General features: G+C 61.7%; 18 protein-coding genes and 1 pseudogene. 5 read left to right on the top strand and 14 right to left on the bottom strand.

What is annotated here, in order from left to right; all coding sequences use genetic code 11:
• Positions 1 to 17 precede the first annotated feature (17 nt).
• Genes N1937_RS26030 through N1937_RS26020 form a run of 3 tightly spaced genes read left to right on the top strand, consistent with a single transcriptional unit; the run spans position 18 to position 3,483 of the window.
• Positions 18 to 968: an ABC transporter permease gene (locus tag N1937_RS26030; RefSeq protein WP_260059287.1), complete on the top strand. Its 951-nt coding sequence runs from the start codon at positions 18 to 20 to the stop codon at positions 966 to 968.
• The gene (locus N1937_RS26025; RefSeq protein ID WP_260059286.1) at positions 965 to 1,831 is read left to right on the top strand and encodes an ABC transporter permease; all 867 of its coding nucleotides are present in this window, start codon (positions 965 to 967) and stop codon (positions 1,829 to 1,831) included. Before N1937_RS26030 ends, N1937_RS26025 begins: the two co-directional genes overlap by 4 nt.
• Entirely contained in the window at positions 1,828 to 3,483 is a 1,656-nt protein-coding gene (locus tag N1937_RS26020; RefSeq protein ID WP_260059285.1) for an ABC transporter ATP-binding protein, read from the top strand. Before N1937_RS26025 ends, N1937_RS26020 begins: the two co-directional genes overlap by 4 nt.
• Before the next feature lie 268 nt (positions 3,484 to 3,751).
• On the opposite strand, the gene N1937_RS26015 is transcribed toward N1937_RS26020, so the two are convergent.
• Positions 3,752 to 4,228 carry an Lrp/AsnC family transcriptional regulator gene (locus N1937_RS26015; RefSeq protein WP_003562931.1) on the bottom strand — a complete coding sequence of 159 codons (477 nt, stop codon included), beginning with the start codon at positions 4,226 to 4,228 and terminating at the stop codon, positions 3,752 to 3,754.
• A gap of 233 nt (positions 4,229 to 4,461) precedes the next feature.
• Here N1937_RS26015 and N1937_RS26010 point away from each other — a divergent pair, with 233 nt between their 5' ends.
• Positions 4,462 to 5,787: an NAD(P)/FAD-dependent oxidoreductase gene (locus N1937_RS26010; RefSeq protein ID WP_260059284.1), complete on the top strand. Its 1,326-nt coding sequence runs from the start codon at positions 4,462 to 4,464 to the stop codon at positions 5,785 to 5,787.
• 603 nt (positions 5,788 to 6,390) lie between these two features.
• Positions 6,391 to 7,857, top strand: a complete 1,467-nt coding sequence (zwf, locus tag N1937_RS26005) for a glucose-6-phosphate dehydrogenase (RefSeq protein ID WP_162116268.1) — start codon at positions 6,391 to 6,393, stop codon at positions 7,855 to 7,857.
• A 183-nt stretch (positions 7,858 to 8,040) separates the two neighbouring features.
• On the opposite strand, the pseudogene N1937_RS26000 reads toward zwf, so the two are convergent.
• The 13 genes and pseudogenes from N1937_RS26000 to N1937_RS25940 form a co-directional block, all read right to left on the bottom strand.
• Positions 8,041 to 8,157, bottom strand: a pseudogene (locus N1937_RS26000) (IS5/IS1182 family transposase); the annotation flags it as partial.
• Positions 8,158 to 8,340: 183 nt separating this feature from the next.
• A complete protein-coding gene (locus tag N1937_RS25995) occupies positions 8,341 to 8,589 on the bottom strand; it encodes a hypothetical protein (protein ID WP_170276017.1) in 249 nt (82 codons plus the stop codon).
• Positions 8,590 to 8,954: 365 nt separating this feature from the next.
• Positions 8,955 to 10,001 (bottom strand): ABC transporter ATP-binding protein, encoded by a 1,047-nt coding sequence (locus tag N1937_RS25990; RefSeq protein ID WP_260059283.1) that lies wholly within the window; start codon positions 9,999 to 10,001, stop codon positions 8,955 to 8,957.
• 13 nt (positions 10,002 to 10,014) lie between these two features.
• Positions 10,015 to 11,715: a glycoside hydrolase family 32 protein gene (locus N1937_RS25985; RefSeq protein ID WP_260059282.1), complete on the bottom strand. Its 1,701-nt coding sequence runs from the start codon at positions 11,713 to 11,715 to the stop codon at positions 10,015 to 10,017.
• Between the two features lie 2 nt (positions 11,716 to 11,717).
• Entirely contained in the window at positions 11,718 to 12,611 is an 894-nt protein-coding gene (locus N1937_RS25980; protein ID WP_260059281.1) for a carbohydrate ABC transporter permease, read from the bottom strand.
• Positions 12,604 to 13,536 carry a carbohydrate ABC transporter permease gene (locus N1937_RS25975; protein WP_260059280.1) on the bottom strand — a complete coding sequence of 311 codons (933 nt, stop codon included), beginning with the start codon at positions 13,534 to 13,536 and terminating at the stop codon, positions 12,604 to 12,606. The genes N1937_RS25980 and N1937_RS25975 overlap by 8 nt, the downstream gene beginning before the upstream one ends.
• A gap of 73 nt (positions 13,537 to 13,609) precedes the next feature.
• Positions 13,610 to 14,902: an ABC transporter substrate-binding protein gene (locus tag N1937_RS25970; protein WP_260059710.1), complete on the bottom strand. Its 1,293-nt coding sequence runs from the start codon at positions 14,900 to 14,902 to the stop codon at positions 13,610 to 13,612.
• 43 nt (positions 14,903 to 14,945) lie between these two features.
• Complete coding sequence (locus N1937_RS25965) at positions 14,946 to 15,956, bottom strand: LacI family DNA-binding transcriptional regulator (RefSeq protein ID WP_260059278.1); 1,011 nt, start codon at positions 15,954 to 15,956, stop codon at positions 14,946 to 14,948.
• A gap of 183 nt (positions 15,957 to 16,139) precedes the next feature.
• Positions 16,140 to 16,889, bottom strand: coding sequence for a ribonuclease activity regulator RraA (locus N1937_RS25960; RefSeq protein ID WP_260059276.1), 750 nt, complete (start codon positions 16,887 to 16,889; stop codon positions 16,140 to 16,142).
• Between the two features lie 20 nt (positions 16,890 to 16,909).
• On the bottom strand, positions 16,910 to 18,073 hold the full coding sequence (locus N1937_RS25955; protein ID WP_170256623.1) for a mandelate racemase/muconate lactonizing enzyme family protein: 1,164 nt from the start codon (positions 18,071 to 18,073) through the stop codon (positions 16,910 to 16,912).
• 33 nt (positions 18,074 to 18,106) lie between these two features.
• Positions 18,107 to 19,204 (bottom strand): ABC transporter ATP-binding protein, encoded by a 1,098-nt coding sequence (locus N1937_RS25950; RefSeq protein ID WP_260059274.1) that lies wholly within the window; start codon positions 19,202 to 19,204, stop codon positions 18,107 to 18,109.
• Positions 19,205 to 19,215: 11 nt separating this feature from the next.
• Positions 19,216 to 20,106, bottom strand: coding sequence for a carbohydrate ABC transporter permease (locus N1937_RS25945; RefSeq protein ID WP_260059272.1), 891 nt, complete (start codon positions 20,104 to 20,106; stop codon positions 19,216 to 19,218).
• A complete protein-coding gene (locus tag N1937_RS25940) occupies positions 20,103 to 21,062 on the bottom strand; it encodes a carbohydrate ABC transporter permease (RefSeq protein WP_017967551.1) in 960 nt (319 codons plus the stop codon). Before N1937_RS25940 ends, N1937_RS25945 begins: the two co-directional genes overlap by 4 nt.
• Positions 21,063 to 21,075: the final 13 nt, after the last annotated feature.

Raw genomic sequence — 21,075 nt, 5'->3', positions numbered from 1 at the left:
GCAAAGGGAAGACGCCCGTGAACCGCCAGGTCTTATCCCTTGTATTGAGCAGATTATTCGTCGCCGTGATCACCCTGGTGATCGTCTCCTTCGCCGTCTTCTTCGCGACAACGCTGTTGCCTGGAGATACGGCGACGATCCTGCTCGGCCAGGCCGCCACGCCGGAAGCCGTCGAAGGCCTGCGCAAGGCCATGCATCTCGACGAACCGGCGCTCTTTCGTTTCCTGCGCTGGTTAGTCGGGCTGTTGCAGGGTGATCTCGGCACGTCCTATGCCAACCAAATGCCCATCGCAGCTCTCATTGCCGGCCGCTTTGTCAACACGCTGAAACTTGCAGGCGTCACCGCGCTTTTCTCCGTACCGATCGCGCTGACGCTCGGGATCACTGCGGCGATGCTGCGCGGCACCCTTTACGACCGGATCGTCACAGTGATCACCATCGGCGTCATCTCCGTACCGGAGTTCATGGTTGCGACCTCCGCCGCGCTCATCTTCGCCGTCTATCTGAAATGGCTGCCGGCGCTGTCTTTCGCCAATGAGGTCCACAGTCTGGCCGACCTGTTGCGTGTCTATGCCATGCCGGTGATCACCCTCACCTTCGTCGTCTCGGCCCAGATGATCCGCATGACGCGCGCGGCTGTCATCGAGACGCTCAACACACCCTATGTCGAGATGGCATTGCTCAAGGGCGCCTCGCGGCCGCGCATCGTCTTTCGCCATGCGCTGCCCAATGCGCTAGGCCCGATCGTCAATGCCGTCGCGCTTTCGCTGTCCTATCTGCTCGGAGGCGTCATTATCGTCGAGACCATTTTCAACTATCCCGGTATCGCCAAGCTGATGCTGGATGCCGTCGCCACCCGCGACCTGCCGCTGATCCAGAGCTGTGCGATGATCTTCTGTCTGGGCTACCTGCTGCTGATCACCATCGCGGATATCATCGCCATCCTTTCCAATCCGAGGCTTCGATGACCACGACAAATTCCGAAACCACCTCCGGCCGGCTGTCCGGAACCCGGTTTGGCTATCGCTTCAACATCGTCGGCGCGATCGGCTTCACCGTCATCTGCTTATGGGCGCTCGTTGCGATCTTCGCGCCATGGATCATTCCCTACCCCGTCGGCGAGATTATCGATCTCGATTATTTCGGCCCGATGAGCCGGGAACTTTGGTTCGGCTCCGATTATCTCGGCCGCGACATGCTCTCGCGGATTCTGATGGGTGCACGCTACACGGTCGGTATCTCGCTGGCGGCGGTCACGATCGCCTGCTTCAGCGGCGTTGTGCTCGGCATGATCGCAGCGGTGGCCGGCGGCTGGCTGGACACGATCCTCAGCCGCTTCCTCGACGCTCTCAACTCCATCCCGAGCAAGCTGTTCGGCCTGGTGGTCGTCGCTGCCGTTGGCTCCTCGGTCCCGGTGCTGATCCTGACGCTGTCGGTGATCTACATCCCGGGCGCCTACCGCTTCGCCCGGGCGCTCGCCGTCAACATCAATGCGATGGATTTCATCACCGTCGCGCGTATCCGCGGAGAAAGCACCCTCTATCTCATTCGCTCGGAAATCCTGCCGAACATCGTCGGGCCGGTGCTTGCCGATCTCGGCATCCGCTTCGTCTTCATCGTTCTCCTCCTTTCCGGGCTTTCCTTCCTCGGCCTTGGCGTCCAGCCGCCCTATGCCGATTGGGGTGCGCTGGTGCGCGAGAATATCGGCGGCCTGCCATTCGGTGCGCCGGCGGTGATGTTTCCCTCGCTTGCCATCGCCAGCCTGACGATCAGCGTCAACCTGCTGATCGACAACCTGCCGCAGAAAATCCGCGACCGGAGCACGTCATGAGCAACTTCATCGAAATCCGTGACCTGAAGGTCGAAGCCACCACCGATTCCGGCCGTCGTGTCGAGATCATCAAGGGTGTCAGCCTTGATGTTGCCAAGGGCGAGATCGTCGCTCTGATCGGTGAGAGCGGCTCGGGTAAGACGACCATCGCCCTGACACTGATGGGCCACACCCGTGCGGGCTGTCGTATCTCCGGCGGCAGCGTTTCGGTCGGCGGCAACGACATGGTCACGCTCAGCGAGAAGCAGCGCGCCAAGGTGCGCGGCACCGAAGTCGCTTATGTCCCGCAATCGGCGGCTGCCGCCTTCAACCCGGCCACATCGATCATGGACCAGGTGATCGAAGTCACGCGTATCCATCGGCTGATGTCGCCGGATGATGCGCGTGCCCGGGCAGTCGAGCTCTTCCGGGCGCTGTCCCTGCCGGAACCCGAGACGATCGGCAGCCGTTATCCGCACCAGGTTTCCGGCGGCCAATTGCAGCGTCTGGCTGCCGCCATGGCGCTGATCGGCGACCCGACCCTCGTTATCTTCGACGAGCCGACTACGGCGCTCGACGTCACAACCCAGATCGAGGTGCTGCGCGCTTTCAAGTCGGTCATGAAGAAGGGTGGTATCGCTGGCGTTTATGTCTCGCACGACCTTGCCGTCGTCGCCCAGATCGCCGACCGCATCGTGGTGTTGAAAGGCGGAGAGACCCAGGAAACCGGCACCACCGAGGAGATCCTCAACAATGCCAAGCACCCCTATACCAGGGAGCTGCTCGCTGCCTTTGAGCCAAAGCCGCGCGGCGCAGTAGGCCCCGCCGAACCCGCGACCGCTCCACTGCTGAGGATCGAAGATCTCGTCTCGGGTTATGGACAGCGCCAGGCTGACGGACTGCCGCTCATTCGCGCGGTCGAGCACGTGAGCCTGAAGGTGGAAAAAGGCCGCAATCTCGGCATCATCGGCGAATCCGGTTGCGGCAAGTCGACGCTCGCCCGGACCATCGCCGGCATCCTGCCGGCGGCGGTCGGCAAGATCGTCTTCGACGGCACGGAACTGCATCGCAACGCGCGCGAGCGTTCGCGTGATGAGTTACGCGAGATGCAGATCGTCTTCCAATATGCCGATACCGCACTCAACCCGGCCAAATCGGTGGAGGACATCCTCGACAGGCCGTTGGTCTTTTACCACCGTATGGATCGAAAGGCGCGGAACGCCAGGATCGATCAACTGCTCGACATGGTGCGCCTGCCCCGCAACCTGCGCCATCGCCGGCCGGGCGAACTCTCGGGCGGCCAGAAGCAGCGTGTCAACTTCGCCAGGGCGCTCGCCGCCGACCCGAAGCTGATCCTCTGCGACGAGATTACCTCGGCGCTCGACACGGTGGTCGCCGCCGCCGTCATCGACCTGCTCAAGGAATTGCAGCGCGAACTCGGCCTCTCCTACATCTTCATCAGCCACGACCTCTCGGTGGTGGAGGCGATCTGCGATGAGATCGTCGTGATGTATGGAGGCCGGAAGGTGGAGGAAATCACCTCCTCGACGGTGAAGGCGCCGCAACACCCCTATTCGCAACTGCTGTTCTCATCGGTGCCGACGCTCGATCCGGCTTGGCTCGACGGCCTCCAGCAGGATCCGGAACTGGTGCGGGCTTATTGCCGCCACTGAGCGCCGATTCAAGCTTGCCAGACCCAGCGCGCACCCGCTCCGGTCGTGTTGAAACGCCTGGGATCCACGGCAGGAGATCTGCAAGTGGCAGCGAACATGGCTTTGGAAAGCAAGCCCCGAAATTCTGTCGCAAGTCCTTCCAACTAGTATGAACCTAACCATTATAGGGAGAACAACCTGCGACAGAGAGAAACCGGCATCTGCGCAGTATCGATGGGTCGGGGAGATGCGGTTCAGAAGCGGGCCCCGGCCGCGGCCCTCTCGCCGGCTAATGCGGAAACAAGGTGGTCAGCGGCATGTGGGCCTTGATGATCGGCGACTTCAGGACGACGAAACTGAAATATTTGTCGATGCCGACGTCTAGGTCGGTCAGCCGCTCCATGATCGTCTGGTATTCGTCGATGCCGGCGGTGACGAATTTCAACATATAATCGTAGCCGCCGGAAACCAGATGGCATTCGATCACCTGGTCGACCTTCTCGATCGCGGCCAGGAAGCGGGCGAAGTCGATCTGCCGGTGGTTTTTCAGGGTGATCTCGGTGAACACCGTCAGCGTCTGCCCCAGTTTGCTGACGTTGATCTGGGCCGAATAGCCTTCGATATAGCCCTCCGACTGCAGCTTCTTCACCCGCATCAGGCAGGGGCTCGGCGACAGATTGACCAGTTCGGCGAGTTCCACATTCGTGACGCGGCCATTCTTCTGCAGTTCGTAAAGGATTTTTACGTCGATCCGGTCGAGTTTCACCTCACACGCCCTCACTTGCTGGAGATCGCCAATGACGCAGCAGATTATGCTGCTTGTTCGCGACACCAACCTTAGCACATGACGTTGGCCTGTCGATCGCGTTGCGAGACAGGCCGAAGCACAAACGGTTGCTGGCATCCTGCCAACGCGGAATCTTCTGCTGCCGCCAGCCGATCTCCAGCAAAGCCGTGGCGTCGGATCCCGCTAGACTACGCCTGAAACGGAGACTGCCCATGCCCGCACCACTCAATCGCGTCGACACCACGCCGGAACTGCCTTCCACCGCCGACGCGGTGGTCATCGGCGGCGGCATCGTCGGCGTTTTTGCGGCCTATTATCTCACCCGACGCGGATTGAAGGTCGCCCTCGTCGAGAAGGGCCTGATCGGCGCCGAGCAATCGAGCCGCAACTGGGGCTGGTGCCGTCAGCAGAACCGCGACGCCCGTGAATTGCCGATGTCGACGAAGAGCCTCGATCTGTGGGAGCGCTTCGCCGCTGAGACCGGTGAGGACACCGGCTTCCGTCGTTGCGGCCTCTTCTATCTCAGCAATAGCGACCAGGAACTGTCCGGTTGGGCCAGTTGGCGCGATTTCGCCCGCTCGGTCGGCGTCACGACACTTATGCTGAGCAGCGCCGAGGCAACCGAACGCGGGCGTGCCACCGGCGCTTCATGGAAAGGCGGGGTGTTTTCGCCGACCGACGGCACCGCCGACCCGGCGAGCGCTGCGCCGGCCGTCGCGCGTGCGATCCTGAAACTCGGTGGCACGGTGCATCAGTCCTGTGCGGCCCGTGGCCTCGACGTCGAAGGCGGAAGGCTCTCGGGCGTCGTCACCGAGCTTGGCACAATCCGGACAAAGATCGCTATCCTCGCCGGCGGCGCCTGGGCCTCCTCCTTCTGCCGCCAGCTCGGCATTCGATTTCCGCAAGCCTCGATACGCTCCTCGATCCTCTCCGTATCTCCGGGCGCAGGCAGCCTTCCGGATGCATTGCATACATCCGCCGTTTCGGTGACGCGACGTCGCGATGGCGGCTACACGCTGGCGATCAGCGGCCGCGCCCGCGTCGATCCGACGCCACAGCAGTTCCGCTTCGCGCGGCAGTTCCTGCCGATGTTCGCCCGGCGCTGGCGCAGTCTCGCACCCGGTGGGTTGGAAGGGTTTCGTTCGGGTCACGAATCTCTGGCCCGTTGGCGGCTCGACAGGCCGACGCCGATGGAGCACATGCGTATCCTCGATCCGACCGTCGACAAGGCCACCATTGCCCTCACCCATGCGCGGGCGCTCGAGCTTCTGCCCGCCTTGAAGAAGACCGCCATCAGCGCGGCCTGGGCGGGCTATATCGACAGCACGCCCGACGGCGTGCCGGGGATCGGCGAGATCGCCACCCTGCCGGGTTTCATCCTTGCCGCCGGCTTCAGCGGCCACGGCTTCGGCATCGGGCCTGGCGCCGGTCATCTGATTGCCGATATCGTCACAGGCGACGAGCCGATCGTTGATCCCAGGCCCTATCATCCCGACCGGTTCGGGGCATCCGCCTGGGGAAAAGTGGCGGATTTTTAAGTGCGGCTAGGCCAGCACCACTCGAACCTCGGGCTGCCGCAGATATGATCACTGTCCGGATCGCAGCATAGCACCGTCATCCCGTGTTGTCGTGAACCAGCGGCCGAGCGCCTCCTCCATCCGTCCGCGCCGCTCTCCTCACCAAGCCACACAGGCATCGGGGCGGATCATCATCGAAGGACCTCTATCGATGGCGACTCAACTTATGGAGCCCCCAGGTTCCCTGGCACATCGGGGAGATTTCGAAGCATCGCTTCAGGAGACCAGGGACATCGGTGGGCGGGCGGCGGGCGATGTCTTGCGGATATCGGCGGTCTGAAAGTGGAAGATTCTTTCGTTCAACACTTCCACCTGATGCCGGAGCCGATGAATCTCCGCGGTGTTTTTCCTGCACCATGGCGGCATTGTGCGACCGAAGTCGCTAAGACGCGGCACTTCGGGACGGTATCGCCGCCCCCTTGCTCCGCTACGCAATCCATGCGTCTATTTAACCTTTGAGGGGTGAGCTTCAACGTCATGGCATCACGCACGAAGATCGCCGCTTCGCGGCAGCTCGGAGCTGGGGTCGACCTCCATCCCCAAGGGACAACGGAAGACTTGAGGATGAGTGTTTTGCGCAAGAATTCAACTCGGGTTGGCCCCGGCTATCCACAGGTCGTTGTGCTTGTCGGCGCGACAGGCGATCTCTCACGACGCAAGCTACTGACCGGGCTGTTCCACCTGACGAATGCGGGCTTCATTCCAGGCTGCCGCATTATCGGCGTCTCGCTCGACGACATCGACGCGGATGCCTTCCGCACTATCGCCCGTGACTCGCTGGACAAGTTCTTGACTCGCAAGTTCTCGCAGTCCGAATGGGAAGCGTTTGCCGCATCGCTCGACTACGTCCCGCTCGCTGCCGGCGCCAATGCTCTCAAGGAAGCGGTCGACAGGGCCGAGGCAGCACTGGGCGCCGAGACGCGGCGCGTGCACTATTTATCCGTGCCACCAAGTGCCGCCCTTCTGGCCGTGCAACTTCTCGCCCAGGCTGAGCTGACTGAACGCTCCCGAATCATTATGGAAAAGCCCTTCGGCACAGACCTTGCCAGTGCCGTTGCACTAAACAAGAAGCTGCACGAAGTGTTCGACGAGAAGCAGATCTTCCGCATCGACCATTTCCTCGGGAAGGAGCCGGCACAAAACATCCTGGCCTTCCGATTTGCCAATGGCCTGTTCGAACCGATCTGGAACCGGAACTTCATCGACCATGTGCAGATCGACGTCCCGGAGACGCTCGGCCTTTCCACCCGCGCCGCCTTTTACGAGACCACCGGCGCCTATCGTGACATGGTGGTGACCCACCTCTTCCAGATCCTCGGCTTCATGGCGATGGAGCCGCCCACTGCTCTTGAGCCTGCGCCAATCTCGGAAGAGAAGAACAAGGTGTTCCGCTCCATGTTGCCGATTGAGCCGCGCGACGTGGTGCGCGGTCAATACATTGGCTACCGTAATGAGCCTGGCGTCGATCCCGAAAGCGACACTGACACCTTCATCGCCCTAAAGTGCGCCATCGACAACTGGCGCTGGGCCGGAGTGCCCTTCTACCTGCGTACAGGCAAGCGCATGGCCGAGGGGCAGCGCATTATTTCGATCGCGTTCCGCGAGCCCCCGAAATCGATGTTCCCTCCGGGATCTGGCGTGGGGGCACAGGGCCCTGACCACCTCACTTTCGACCTCGCTGATGCCTCCAAGGTCTCGCTTTCCTTCTATGGCAAGCGCCCTGGCCCGGGCTTCCGGCTCGACAAGCTCTCGCTGCAATTCGCCATGAGCGAAACAGGCCTGATTGGCGAAGTTCTGGAGGCCTACGAGCGTCTGATCCTCGACGCCATGCGCGGTGACCACACGCTCTTCACTACGGCCGAGGGTATTGAGCGTCTCTGGGAGGTTTCCCAACCTCTCCTCGATAACCCGCCGCCCGTACGCCTCTACGACCAGGGCGGCTGGGGGCCGAAGTCGATCCATCAACTCATTGCCCCGCACGCCTGGCGCCTGCCGTTCGAGCGCGCCTGGAGGGATGCGGCAAAAGGGTGATTGGCGGTCGATAGTTGGATCGATGCCGGGCGACCGGAATGGCGCCCACCAATTGCGAAAAATCCCAATACAATGACATTGTCAGAGATGTGCAGGAAGCCGAGATTCGACCGCGAATGCTCAGTTCCGGAGTGGCGTTGGCGGGTGGATCTGCATTTGTGCGGAATTCGGTTTGATCATCCTCTATTTCGTCGCCGCCCTCGGTCCCTTGCCGCGAGCGGATTTCGGGCGTCCGCAGGCGGATATTCGGTTCAGTATTGCGACGCGGACCACAGCCTCTGTTTGCTGAGCGGCGAACGAGCTATGTAACCCGCTGCAACGTTCGTCCTAGCAAGTGCTCGCTCCAGAGCTTCGATGCAGGCCGGATCGTGCGAGTGCCCCCCTCCTGAAGGATCGCTATTGCTCTGTTGATTGACATGGCAACTTGGTACCGCCGGTCGGCCGCCTTGGTGAATTGGCTGGCTGTGGTGACCGCGTCAGGACTCAGTGATTGGGATAGCGGTCAAGAAGAAGACCTTGCAAGGGGCCGCTCCCGCTTTTAAGGGGTATGTCTTTGAACAACCGCGATATGAGGCGCGGCCGCAATCCTTGCCTCTCATCGATGAGGAGGAATGACATCCTCTTTATCTCGATCGTGATCACGCCTGCATTATCATGGCGACGATAATTCCCCGAATCCATCGCATGGAAACCATTTTCCACCGCCCAGGCGGCTATCATATCCGCGTTCATCTAGGTCCTGCTTTAGGAGATGCGGACGTGCTGTCTCTAGCTGTCCCGCTCGCGCAAATCGCTTCGCAGTCCTACGGATACCGTAACTGAAACGCTCTAATCCAGCCAAATCCGTCCGAGATTCCAGTTCCCACATAGGTGTTGCGAGAAAGACTCGCAGCACTCGGCACGACTCGGCCGTAAGCCCGCCCGTCTGGTGCTCTTGAAGAGATTCGAACCGTGGCAACAGATCGCCGCGCAATTGGCCAATTCGATCAGCTGAAGGGCCGAACACCCAAAACCAAGACGTCGCAAGGCTGGATGGCTTCGAAACCGAGCGACGCCCGTCATTTGACGGACGCGGCTCGGCGGCAGGCGTCGGGGGATCAGCCTAGCCGATTGCCTTCGGCGGAGAAGAGGTGGATTTTCTCGGATTTGGGCGCGAGGTGGATTTGCTGGTCGGGCCTTAAATCCACCCGCCGGTGCAGCACGATGGTTGCCGTCTGCGTGCCGACACGGACCGAAAGATGGGTCTCCGCACCGGTCGGCTCGACAGTCAGCACGGTGGCCGGAATGCCCGTTTCCGCAATGTCGAGGTCCTCAGGGCGGATGCCATAGATGCGCGCCGCGCTTTGGCTCAATTGCGGCGGAAGCGGCAGGGAAACACCGCCTCCGATACGGAAGCCGCCGTCGCTGACGCCGCCCTCGAAGAGGTTCATCGACGGCGAGCCGATGAAGGCAGCGACGAAGGTGTTATCTGGGCGGTCGTAGAGATCGAGCGGCTTGCCGATCTGCTCGATGCGGCCGGCGCGCATGACGACGATCTTGTCGGCCATGGTCATCGCCTCGATCTGATCGTGAGTGACGTAAACGATGGTCGTGCCAAGGCGCTGATGCAACTCCTTGATCTCGCTGCGCATGGTCACCCGCAGCTTGGCGTCGAGGTTGGACAGCGGCTCGTCGAAGAGGAACACCTTCGGATGGCGTACGATGGCACGGCCCATGGCGACGCGCTGGCGCTGGCCGCCGGAAAGCTGTTTCGGCAGGCGCTCCAGCAGCGGTTCAAGTGCAAGAATGCCGGCGGCTTCTCCCACCAGCTTGTCGATTGTCGCCTTATCGCGCCCCTGCAGCTTCAGGGCAAAGCCCATATTTTCGCGCACCGTCATGTGCGGATAGAGCGCGTAGGACTGGAACACCATGGCGATATCGCGCTCCTTCGGCGCGACGTCGTTGACGACGCGGCCGTCGATGCGGATTTCACCGCCGCTGATATCCTCTAGTCCCGCCAGCATGCGCAGAAGCGTGGACTTGCCGCAGCCGGACGGCCCGACGAGCGTGACGAACTCACCGTCCGCGATATCCGCGGAAACCCCGTGGATAACCGAGGCCGCGCCGTATTGCTTCAGAACCCGGTCGATTGCTACAGATGCCATTGTCTGTCCTCCCTCACAGATTCAATTGCCAGACGCCGGCCGCGGCGACGGCGCCGATGAGCGTTGCCGAACGTGCGGCGGCAAAGCCCGGAATGCGTTTGGACCCCGTCCAGCGGCCGTTGTCAGCGAAGACCTCGATGGAGCCGGCATCGAGGAAGATGCGCAGACTCGACGGTTTTGCGCGCGCGGCGACGTAACGCGGCGGCGTCTTACCGGCGCGGGCGTCGAAGACAATCGCCAGACCATCGGCATCGAGTTTCACCGCTAGATCGACATCCGGATGATCGAAGGTGAGATCGAAGGCTGCGCCCGGCTCGGTGAGATCAAGTACGATCTCGACGGCGCCGGTGCCGAGCGGCACGGTCTTGCCGGCGGCAAGCGCGGTGTCATCAAGCAACTGATGGCGCAGGCTTTCGACGGCTGCGACCGGCGGGGTCAGCACGGTGTCGCCGTCGAGAAGTACGCGGCGCGGCAGGGTCATGGTCGTCGGGAAATCATCCTTTTTGGAAAAATCCGACCAGTTGGCGAGCCAGGCGATGCCGACCGGCTCGTCGCCGTCAACGAAGGCCTGGAAGGCATAGGCATCCGAACCGAAATCCAACTCCTGCTCGAACTCCGCCGTGAAGGTGCGGCCATCGAATCCGCCGACAGTGACGGAGGTGAGGTTGCGGCGGCCGGTGGCCGGGTCGCGGCTGGTGAGCAAACCGAAGATCAGCGCCCAGCGGGTTTCTGCGTTTTTGCCGGAAAGCGGCACCATGCAGGGGCATTCCGCCGCCGTCATGCCGAAACCGTCCTCGCGATGGATGATGCCGAGGAAGATCCAGCCATCGGCGCCTTGCGCGTCTGCGGTTTCATAGAGCAGTACGACGCCGCCCTGCCTGTCGCGGCTGCCGAGCAGCATCTTCCAGCGGCCGTCCGGGCCTTTGAAAACATAGGGGTCGCGGAAATCGGTGGTGAGGTTCAAGCCTTCCGGGCGCAGCGGCATCACGGTTTCCGGCGGGCCTGCGACGATGCCGTCGCGGCTGACGGCGGAAAGCTGGATTTGCTCTTCCGGTTGCCGGTCACGAACATGCTCGGTGTAAAAGACGCGGATTTCCTCGCCTTCCGCGCCGTTGCCGGGGATCGCCGAGCCGGAGAAGGCGCCGCCGCGGCCATCGTCCTTTTCCGATAGATGCGCCGCCGGGAAGAGGAACACGGGCAGATGTGTCCAGCGGACGAAATCCTTCGAGACGGCATGGCCCCAGTGCATCGTGTTCCAGCGCGGCTCATGCGGATAGTGCTGGTAGAAGAGGTGAACGTTTCCGCCGAACCGGCCAAAACCGTTCGGATCGTTCATCCAGCCGAAGGGCGGGCGGAAATGGTAGCCGTCGGGCACGTCGGGGGCGGCGGCGCGGGCATCGCTGTGCAGGAGGCGGATACCCTCTTTCATCACGGTTTCCGGCCGGAAGGCATAAGCGACGGAGAGCGCTGTGGTTGTCGCATCATAGGACAGCGTGGCACAACCGCCCATCGCGAGCGTCACAGCGAAGAACTCAAATTCCCCCGTGCGGCGGGTCGAGGGCTCGCCGATGTCGTTGCCATTAACGGCGACGAAGAGCTTCGCCTCGCCGCCGGCATGGCGCGCCTTCAGCCAGAGATGCAGCACCGTGCCTTTGGGCAGCTCCGCTTCAATGGTTTCAAGTGCTGACGTTTCGGATTTTGCCTGCAGAGACATGATCAACCTTTCACGGCGGAGCCGACGAATGAACTGACGAACCAGCGCTGGAAAGCCAGATAGAGAATGAGGACGGGGATCATCATCAGCACCGAGGCGGCCATGGCGCGGTCCCAGTAGATGCTGTCCTGTCCGAAGAAGGTGGCGATGGCGACGGCAATCGGCCGAGCGTAGTCGGTCTGGGTGACCAGCGTCGGCCAGAGATACTGGTTCCAGCTTTCGATGCCCATGAGGATCGAGACCGTGGCGAGCGCCGGCAGGCTGAGCGGCATGTAGATCGATCGGTAGATGCGGAAGGCCGATGCGCCATCCATTTCCGCCGCTTCATAGAGTTCCTTCGGCAGCTGCGCGAAGAACTGGTAGAAGAGGAAAACATAGAGCGGGCTTGCCACCCAGGGCAGGATCTGCACCGCGAAGGTATCCGTCAGCCCCGCCCGCGACATCATGACGACGAGCGGCATGATGATGCTTTCCTGCGGGATGACATAGAGTGCGACGACCAGCGCCAAGAGCGTCGCCTTGCCGCGCAGCGAACCCCAGGCCAGCACGAAGCCCGCCATGGAATTGACGATCAGTCCCGAGACGACTGTGGCGACCAAGATCACTAGCGAATTGAAGAGATATCGGCCATAGGCCAGCTCGCCGGAGAAATGGGCAATCTCCTTGTAGTTCGACAGCGTCGGGTCGCTGACCCAGAAGGCGCGGAAGCTGCCCATATCGGCGAGGATGCGGAAGCGGTCGTCCTTCAGGCTGGCGATCAGCAGCATGAACAGCGGCGAGATCATCACCAGCGCGATGATCAGGATGCAGAGGCTCTGCACGATGCGCAGGCTTCTCTTGCCGTTGCCCCTTGCGATTGCCAGGGAGGCGGGCTGGGTCAAAACGAGATCAGACATCGAAGCGCCTCAGGAGTTTGCGTTGCAGGAGCGCGATCAGAAGAACGATGACGAAGAGGATGACGGAAACGGCCGATGCGTAGCCGAGTTTTTGCTCCTCGAAGCCGGCGCGCACCATGTAGTGGACGACGGTTTCGGTGCTTTCGTTCGGGCCGCCCTGGGTGAGGATCGCCACCTGCGTATAGAGCTTGAAGGCCTGGATCGTGGTGATGACCAGCACGAAGACATGGGTCGGGCGAAGGCCGGGCATGGTGACGTGCCAGAAGCGGCGCAGCGCGCTTGCCCCGTCGATGCGGGCGGCATCGTATAGTTCTTCGGGAATGCCCTGCAGGCCGGCGAGATAGATGATCATCTGAAAGCCATAGGCCTGCCAGGCTGAAAGCAACACGATGGAGAACATCGCCCAGTTGGGGTCGCCGAGCCAGTCGATCGGCTGAATCGTACCGCCGGAAAGGAAACCGACGATCTGATTGAGCGGGCCGCTCGGATACTGGAACAGCGTGCCCCAGATGACGCAGACCACTACCATGGAGGTGATCGCCGGCAGGAAGAATAGGCCGCGCAGCAGGTTTTGGATCGGCAGCTTCTGATGCAAGAGTAGTGCGGTCAGGAAGGCGAGGCCGCACTGCAGCGGCAGCACCCAGACGGTGAAGCGCGTGACGTTCCACAGCGAGGTCCAGAACAGCGGATCGGTGAAGACGCGCTCGAAATTCAGGAGGCCGACGAAGCGCACCGGCGTCGGGCGCGGCACGAGCGGCTGGTTGGTCATCGCCGTCCAGAAGGACAAGAGGAACGGCGTGATCAGGAATATCGCCATAAGCAGAAAGGCAGGCGCGATCATCGCCATTTCCTGCCAGAGCCGCTTGTTGTCGCGGCGTTTCGCCGGACGTCCCAAAGCGGGCGTGGAGGTCTGTTGCAAAGTCATTGTTTCCTCCTCATCGGTCATCCTCCCGAGACGGTCCAGGGCCGGCAGGACGAGCCGGCCCCGTCAAAACCCCTTACTGCTGCTCGTCGAAGGGCGGGTAGCCGGCGTTGTCCTCGATATCCTCGTCGATCTTCTTGGCAGCGGCCGTCAGCGCTTCCTGCGCATCACCACCGTTGAAGATCTTGTCGACGGCCTGCATGAAGGCCGAGGTGATCGTCGGATAGGCCGGGTGCGGCGGACGGGCGATCGCGGTCTTGGAAGCCTGCTCAAAGGCGATGGCGAGCGGACCGCCTTCCGCATAGAGCGGGGATGCGGCAGCGAAGCTCTTCAGGCCCGGATAGGCGGACTGGGTCTTGGCGTACTCCCGATAGTCCTTGTCCTTCAGCAGGAAGCTCAGGAACTTGCCGGCGATCTCAGGGTTTTCCGAGGTCGCGGAAATGCCCCAGATCCAGGTTCCGTTCGGGCTCACGCCCTTGTCGCCGATCTTGGGCAGCGGCATGACGACGACATTGTCCTTCATCGCTGCCGATGCCTCCGCGTAGAACCAGTGCCCGCCCATGGCGAGCGCGGCCGGCTGTCCCTCGGCGTAGAACTGGTTGGTGCCCGACGAAGTCGGTACGACCCAGCCCTTCTTCACCCAGTCCTGCATCATCGTCAGCGCCTTGACGCAGGCCTCGCCATCGAGCGTGCCGCTGGCCTTCCAAGTCTTGCGGTCGATCAGGTCGCAGCCGGCGCTTTCGAGCAGAGGGCCGTAGGCATAGGTGATCCACTCGGTCTTGATGCCGTAACCCCGGAAGGTATCGATCGGCCACTTCACGCCTTCAAGCTTGGAAAGCTTTTCGAGATAGCCTTCGAATTCCTCGCGGGTCCAGGCATCGTCGACCGATTTCGGAATGCGGGCGCCAATGGCTTCAAGATATTTCTTATTGCCGTAGAGCACGACCGAGGAGTCGGTGAGGCCGATCGCATAGAGGTCCTTGTCGATCGGATAGGTGCCCTGGGCGATATTCGAATCCGTCATGTCATCGAGCAGGTCCTTGTCAATCAGCGGCTTGACGGCCTGCAGATAGCCGGACCAGACATAATTGGCGAGGAACGGAGCATCGAGTTCCATGATATCGGGCAGCTGCTTGGCCATGACGGCGGCGCTGAACTTTTCGTTATAGGCATCGTGCGGCGCGTAGATCATCTCGATGTCGACATCGGGATTGGCTGCCTCGAAGCGGGCGGCAACATCGCCATAGGCCTTCACCCAGCCCGGATCGCCCTGGTGCATGACGTGGATGACGGTCTTCGCCTCGGCGAAACCGGCGGTCGCGACCAGCGCGGCGGACGCGAAGATTGTTGAAAGTAAACGATTACCCATTGAAGTGCTCATTGATATTCTCCTCCTGTTAGACACTCGATATTCAGACGGATGCCCGTTCGACCAGATGGAACGGCAGTTTCCGCAGATGCGGCGGTTCGGGCTGCTCGGCCAGGAGGATCTCCATGGCAAGGCGGCCCATGGCGCGGTGCGGCAGGGCCATCGTCGTCAACGGCGGGTCCAGCCGCGAGGCAAGCTCGACCTGGTTGTCGAAGCTTGCCACCGCGATATCATCCGGAATGCGAAGGCCGGCGCGGGCGAGCGCCGCATAGACTTCCATCGCCACGCGGTCATTGCCGCACAGGATGGCATCTGGCCGTTGACCGGATGTCAGAAGCGCCTCCACATGAGAGGCGACAAGGCTTGGCGCGCGGTCGCTGTAGACGCTGCGGCGCACCGCCGGCAACACGCCGACGGGGTCGATGCCCGCCTCCTCAAGCGCCGCACGAAACCCCATCTCACGTAGCGTGCCAGCGAGAATGCCCGGCAGATTGATGAAGGCGATGCGCCGGCGGCCGGCGACGAGGAGATATCGCACGATCTCCCGCGCGCCTCCCTCTTCGTCCGGGACCAGTGCGGTGACGCGGCCGGCAGCCTCGCGGCAGTTGATCATCACGCCGACGGCGCCCAACAACCTGTCCGGCAGGGCGACATGCTTGTGGTACATGGCGGCATAAGCCACGGCGCGCGGCCGGAACTGCTGCACCTCGTCGAGCACCGAGCCGATAGACTGGCCGCTTCTGTGGTTGACCGCAAAGACCGCCATGCCGGCGCTGCGGGCCGCCCCGTCGAGGCCACGCACGATCTCGGTGGCGAAGGGCGAAGTGATGAGGCCGTCGGAGACGACGCCGACCAGCGGCAGCCAGCCCTGACGCACGCCACGCGCCGCAAAGTTGGTGACGTAGCCGAATTCTTCCGCAATGGCCTTGATCTTCTGGCGCGTATCGTCCGACATGCGGGCGGAGCCGCCGTGCAAGGCGCCGGAAACCGTCTTTACCGAGACGCCCGCACGTTCCGCGATGTCAGAAAGTGATACCGCCACGATCTTCACCATCCTCCTTGGGTTATCGATTACCCAATAGTGGCAGCGGACACGTTTTGTCAAGCGGATTTTAGGCGCACTGCACATGCCAATCAGGTTGCGGCCGGCATTTGACGGAGAAACGCAAGCCACGCCTTTCTCGGCGCGGTGCGCAAGTCGATGCGGCAGGTCGCCGCTGCCTCGGTAATCGAAAGGCTAGCTTCGGGTCCCCAAGTGGTTTGTTTTGCGCCACTCGTCGTACTCTCCGCGGGCATCGTCATGCAGCGGATAGTAGCGCTGCAACGACCCGCCCTCCATAAGCTTCATTCGCGAGAACTCCTCCCAATCGTGATGCTTTTGCGACTCTTCGATGACCTTCGAGGCCATTGCGACTGGAAGCACCACCACCCCGTCGTCGTCGGCGACGATGATATCGCCTGGGATGACCGTGACACCGCCGCAGGCAATCGGAACGTTGACGGCGTTCGGATAGATGCTGGTCTGCACATGGTAGTTGGGAGTCCAGCCACGCAGCCATAGGGGGAGATCCAGCTTCTCGACATTGGGCCGATCGCGCATGCACCCGTCGATTACAATGCCAGCGCCACCTCTGCCTTTGAAATATGTCGACATCATATCGCCAAAGACGCCCGAGCTCATGTCGCCGCGCGCGTCGACCACGACCACATCGCCCTCCTGCGCGTGATAGAGCACGTGCCGGTGCAACTGCGTCTCTGGATCGGCATATTCTCCCTCGGTGAAGAGGTCCGGCCGCTGCGGCATGAACTGGAGCGTCAGCGCCGGCCCGACGATCGACTTCCCGCGGTTCTGCGGCACGGGACCGACCATGTGCGGATTGCGGAAGCCCATGTGGCCAAGCGTGCCGGCAACCGTCGCGGCGCCGATTTCCTTCAGCGCGTCGATCATATCTTTGGGCGGCCGCGTAATGTCGGGAGTATGCGTCATTTTAGACTCCGTTGGATGAACTACCAGTTCGTAACAGAACCGTCGCGGCGCTTCAGGTGAGGCGCTTCCCAGAACCGAAAGCTCTCCGCCTTGACCGCCTCTTCGTTGACCTCGACGCCGAGCCCCGGCAGATCGCTGACCGGATAGTCGGGGCCGTCGAGCCGTGGCTGCACGGGGAAGAAGTCGGAATTGTCGAAGCCGAGCTTTGCTTCGGGCGCCCTGGTCTCGAGCCAAGCGAAATTCGGCACCGCGGCAGCGAGATGGATGGTCGCGGCCGTGCAGACTGGGCCGAGGGGATTGTGCGGCATCAGGTCCACATAGTGCGCCTCGCTCCAACCAGCGACCTTCATCGCTTCGGTGAGCCCGCCAACATTGCAAACATCGAGCCGGTTGAACTGATGGATGCCACGTTCGATGTAGGGCAGGAACTGCCACTTGCTGGCAAATTCCTCGCCGAGGGCAAACGGGATGTCGGTCATCGTGCGCAAGGATTCGTAGGCCTCGGGTGTCTCGTCTCGTATCGGCTCCTCGATGAAATCAAGCACGCCACGGCCGAGCTTGTTGCAGAAGCTCGCCGCCTCTGCCACCGACAGCCGATGATGATAGTCGATGCCGATGACGATGTCGTCGCCCAGCGCCTCGCGCGCCTTGTTTAGCATGGCTGCGGTCGCGCCGATCGACTGGCGCGGCTCAAAGATATCCTTGCTGTTTTGCCCGATGGGAAAGAAGCGGATCGCCTGCCATCCCTGTGCACGTAGTTCGCGGGCTCGTTCGATCGCAACATCGCCCTCCGCCTCGTCACCGGTCGAGGCGAAGGTAGGAATGCGGTCGCGCTGCTTGCCGCCCAGCAGGTCGTAGACCGGCACCCCCAGCGCTTTTCCCTTGATGTCGTGAAGGGCGATGTCGATGGCGGAAATCGCCGCCTGCAGAACGCGCCCGCCTTCGAAGTACTGGCTTCGATAAACTTCTTGCCAGATCCGACCAATCTGCATCGGGTCGCGGCCGATGAGAAATTCGCGATAGTGCTCGATCGCGCCGACCACGGCCTTCTCGCGACCGCTCAAGCCGCTCTCTCCCCATCCGAAGATGCCGTTGTCGGTCTCGACCTTGACCAGCATCTGGTTGCGGGTTCCCACCCATACCGGATAGGGCTTGATCGCGGTGATTTTAAGCTTCGTAGTCATCCACACCCTCGTTCCAGACGCATCGGCTCTGTCTCAGTTGGCCTTGAGAGCCATTTCTGTTTCGCCGTCGAACAGATGCATCCGCTCCTGGTCGAACTCGAGCCAAATAGGCTCGTCGGGCGCGACGGCAATGGTCGGCGGCACGCTGACGTTGACGATGGCGCCGGACAGGAACGCCTGTACGAAGGTGACGTCTCCGGTCGGCTCGACCGTGTAGGCCTTGGCAGGAAGGGCTCCTGGCACCGCACTCTTGTGCAGCTTGATCGTCGAGTGACGTGCGCCGAGCACGACTCTCCTGGTGGTTGCCCTCGCGACCTTCTGGGCGTTATGTGGCGAGAGTTCGAGGCGCCAGCCCTCCGCGCTGGTCAACACCGTATTGCCGCTTGCCGTTGCTGCCTCCAGCGGAACGAGGCTCATCGCCGGGCTGCCGACGAAGCTGGCGACGAACATGTTCACCGGATGGGCAAAGACCTGCGCCGGTGAATCGTATTGCTGCAGGTAGCCGCCGTTCATCACCGCCATCCTGTCGGCCATGGTCACGGCTTCGAGCTGGTCGTGCGTCACATAGATGATCGTTGCCTTGAGGTCCTGGTGGAAACGCTTGATTTCCGAGCGCATCTGCACGCGCAGCTTCGCGTCGAGATTGGAGAGTGGTTCATCCATCAGGAAAACCGCCGGATCGCGAACGAGGGCGCGGCCGAGCGCCACGCGCTGCTGTTGCCCGCCCGAAAGTTCGCGCGGCTTGCGCTCGAGCAGCTGCGTCATGTCGAGCACGCGCGCTGCTTCCTTGACCTTCCTGTCGATCTCGTCCTTTGGCAGTTTGCGCATCTGCAGCGGGAACGCCAAGTTTTTGTAGACCGATTTCTGCGGATAGAGCGCGTAGTTCTGGAACACCATTGCGATGTCCCGGTCCTTGGGGTCGAGGTCGTTGACCACCCGGTCGCCGATGACGATGTCGCCCGATGTGATGGGGATCAGCCCCGCCACAAGATTGAGCGTGGTCGTCTTGCCGCAGCCTGAAGGGCCGACGAGCGCAACGAATTCGCCGTCATTGACCGTCAGCGAAACATTGTTGACAGCTTTGAAGCTGCCATAGGTCTTGACCAGATCTTTGAGGACCACGTGGGCCACCGGCAACTCCTCTAGTGCTTGACTGCGCCTTCCGTAAGGGCGCGGACGAAGTATCGTTGCAGGACGAGGAACAGGACCACGACAGGCACGCTCATCATAAAGCTGGCCGCCATCAGGCCCGGAAAGTCCGTCGTATTTTCCGAGAAGAAACGCTGGATGCCGACCGGCAGCGTCAACTGCTCGTTCTTGGAGAGGAAGGTGTAGGCGTAGATGTACTCGTTCCACGCGCCGATGAAGGCATAGATCGCCGTAGCGATGATTCCTGGCGCTGAGAGCGGCATCACGATCAGGACAAAGGCCTGGAACCGCGTTGCCCCGTCGATTCGCGCCGCCTGCTCGAGCTGCACCGGGATGTTGTCATAGAAGCCCTTGAGGAGCCAGATTGCCAGCGGCAGGCCGAATGTGAGGTAGGTGAGGATGAGCGACGCATGCGTGTTCACCAGCCCGATCGCGCGCATCAGGATGAAGAGTGGCACGAGAAAGATTACGGCCGGGAACATGTTGCGAAGCAAGACGGCGAAGAACAGAAAGTTTCGGCCCGGGAAGGTGAAGCGCGAAAACGCGTAGGCCGCAGGAACTGCCACGATGACCGAAAGGATGGTCGTGGCGGTGGAGACGAAAAGGCTGTTCCAGAAGAAGCGGAGGAAGTCCTGGCCGACGCTGTTTTGCGGATCGAGCAGCTTCTGGTAGCTGGCGAGGGTGGGTTGGTCAGGCCACCATTGCGGCGGGAATTGCATGGCCGCGAAGCCGGACTTGATCGAGGTGATCAGCATCCAGATCATCGGCAACGCGGTGTAAAGCAGCATGAACACCAGGAAGATGCGTCCGCCCCACCGCCATCCGTCGATGCGCATACGGCGACCGGCCTTGCCTCGAGGAACAGTCTCGGCAATCGTGCTCATGCGCTCCCATCCTTCCGCTCGTTGCCGCTTAGCGCGCGGACGTAGAAGTAGCCGAGCGACATCAGGATCAGGAACAGCAGCACCGAATAGGCCGATGCCACCCCCCAGCGCTGGCGGCCGAAGGCGAGCTCATAGATATGGGTGATCCAGATATGCGATGCGTTCGACGGCCCGCCGCCGGTCATGATCCAAGGGATGATGAAAGAATTGAAGTTGGCCACTGCCAGCAGAAGGATCGTCACCGTCGAGACATTTCTCAAGTGCGGGAAGGTGACGTGCCAGAACCGCTGCCATGCATTGGCTCCGTCGACTTTTGCCGCGCGCAGCAACTGATCCGGGACTGTCTGCAGGCCAGCCATCATCATGATCATGGCAAACGGAAACTCCCGCCAGATATTGACGACGATCAGGGAAGGCAGCACTGTGCTGACGCTGTCGATGAAATTCGGCGGCCTGTCGGCCAATCCGAGGCCGACCAGCACCGCGCCGATAATCCCAAAGTCCGAATGGTAGATCCACTTCCAGATATAGGAGGCGGCGACCGCGCTGATGACCCAGGGAATGATCAGGACGGCGCGCAGGATGCCACGGCCGACAAAGTCGCGATGGAGCGCCAGCGCGCTGGCAAACCCCAGGACAAATGAGATGAAAGTGGATCCCAGTGTCCAGATAAGAGTGTTCGAGGTGACTGTCCAGAACACCGGACTTGTGAGGATGGCGGTGTAGTTGCCGAGGCCGATGAAAGTCTTGTCCCGGAGCTGCAGGCCCGGCGGCGTATTGAAGAACGACAGCTCGATCGTATAATAGATCGGATAGGCTATGACGATGAGCATCACGGCGATCGCAGGAAGCACGTACGCGTAGTCAGCGCGATGCTCCCAAATCTTTCGCAGCACACTGGACCCGTCGGGTTGCAGTCTTCGGCGAGCCTCGGCCTTGCCAGTCAAGATCGTCACTGTGCCCTGCCCT

The sequence above is a fragment of the Rhizobium sp. WSM4643 genome, from assembly GCF_025152745.1.
Classification (GTDB): Bacteria; Pseudomonadota; Alphaproteobacteria; order Rhizobiales; family Rhizobiaceae; genus Rhizobium; species Rhizobium leguminosarum_I.
Note: the sequence above shows the minus strand (reverse complement) of the source record. Positions and strands in the feature narration are given on the sequence as shown.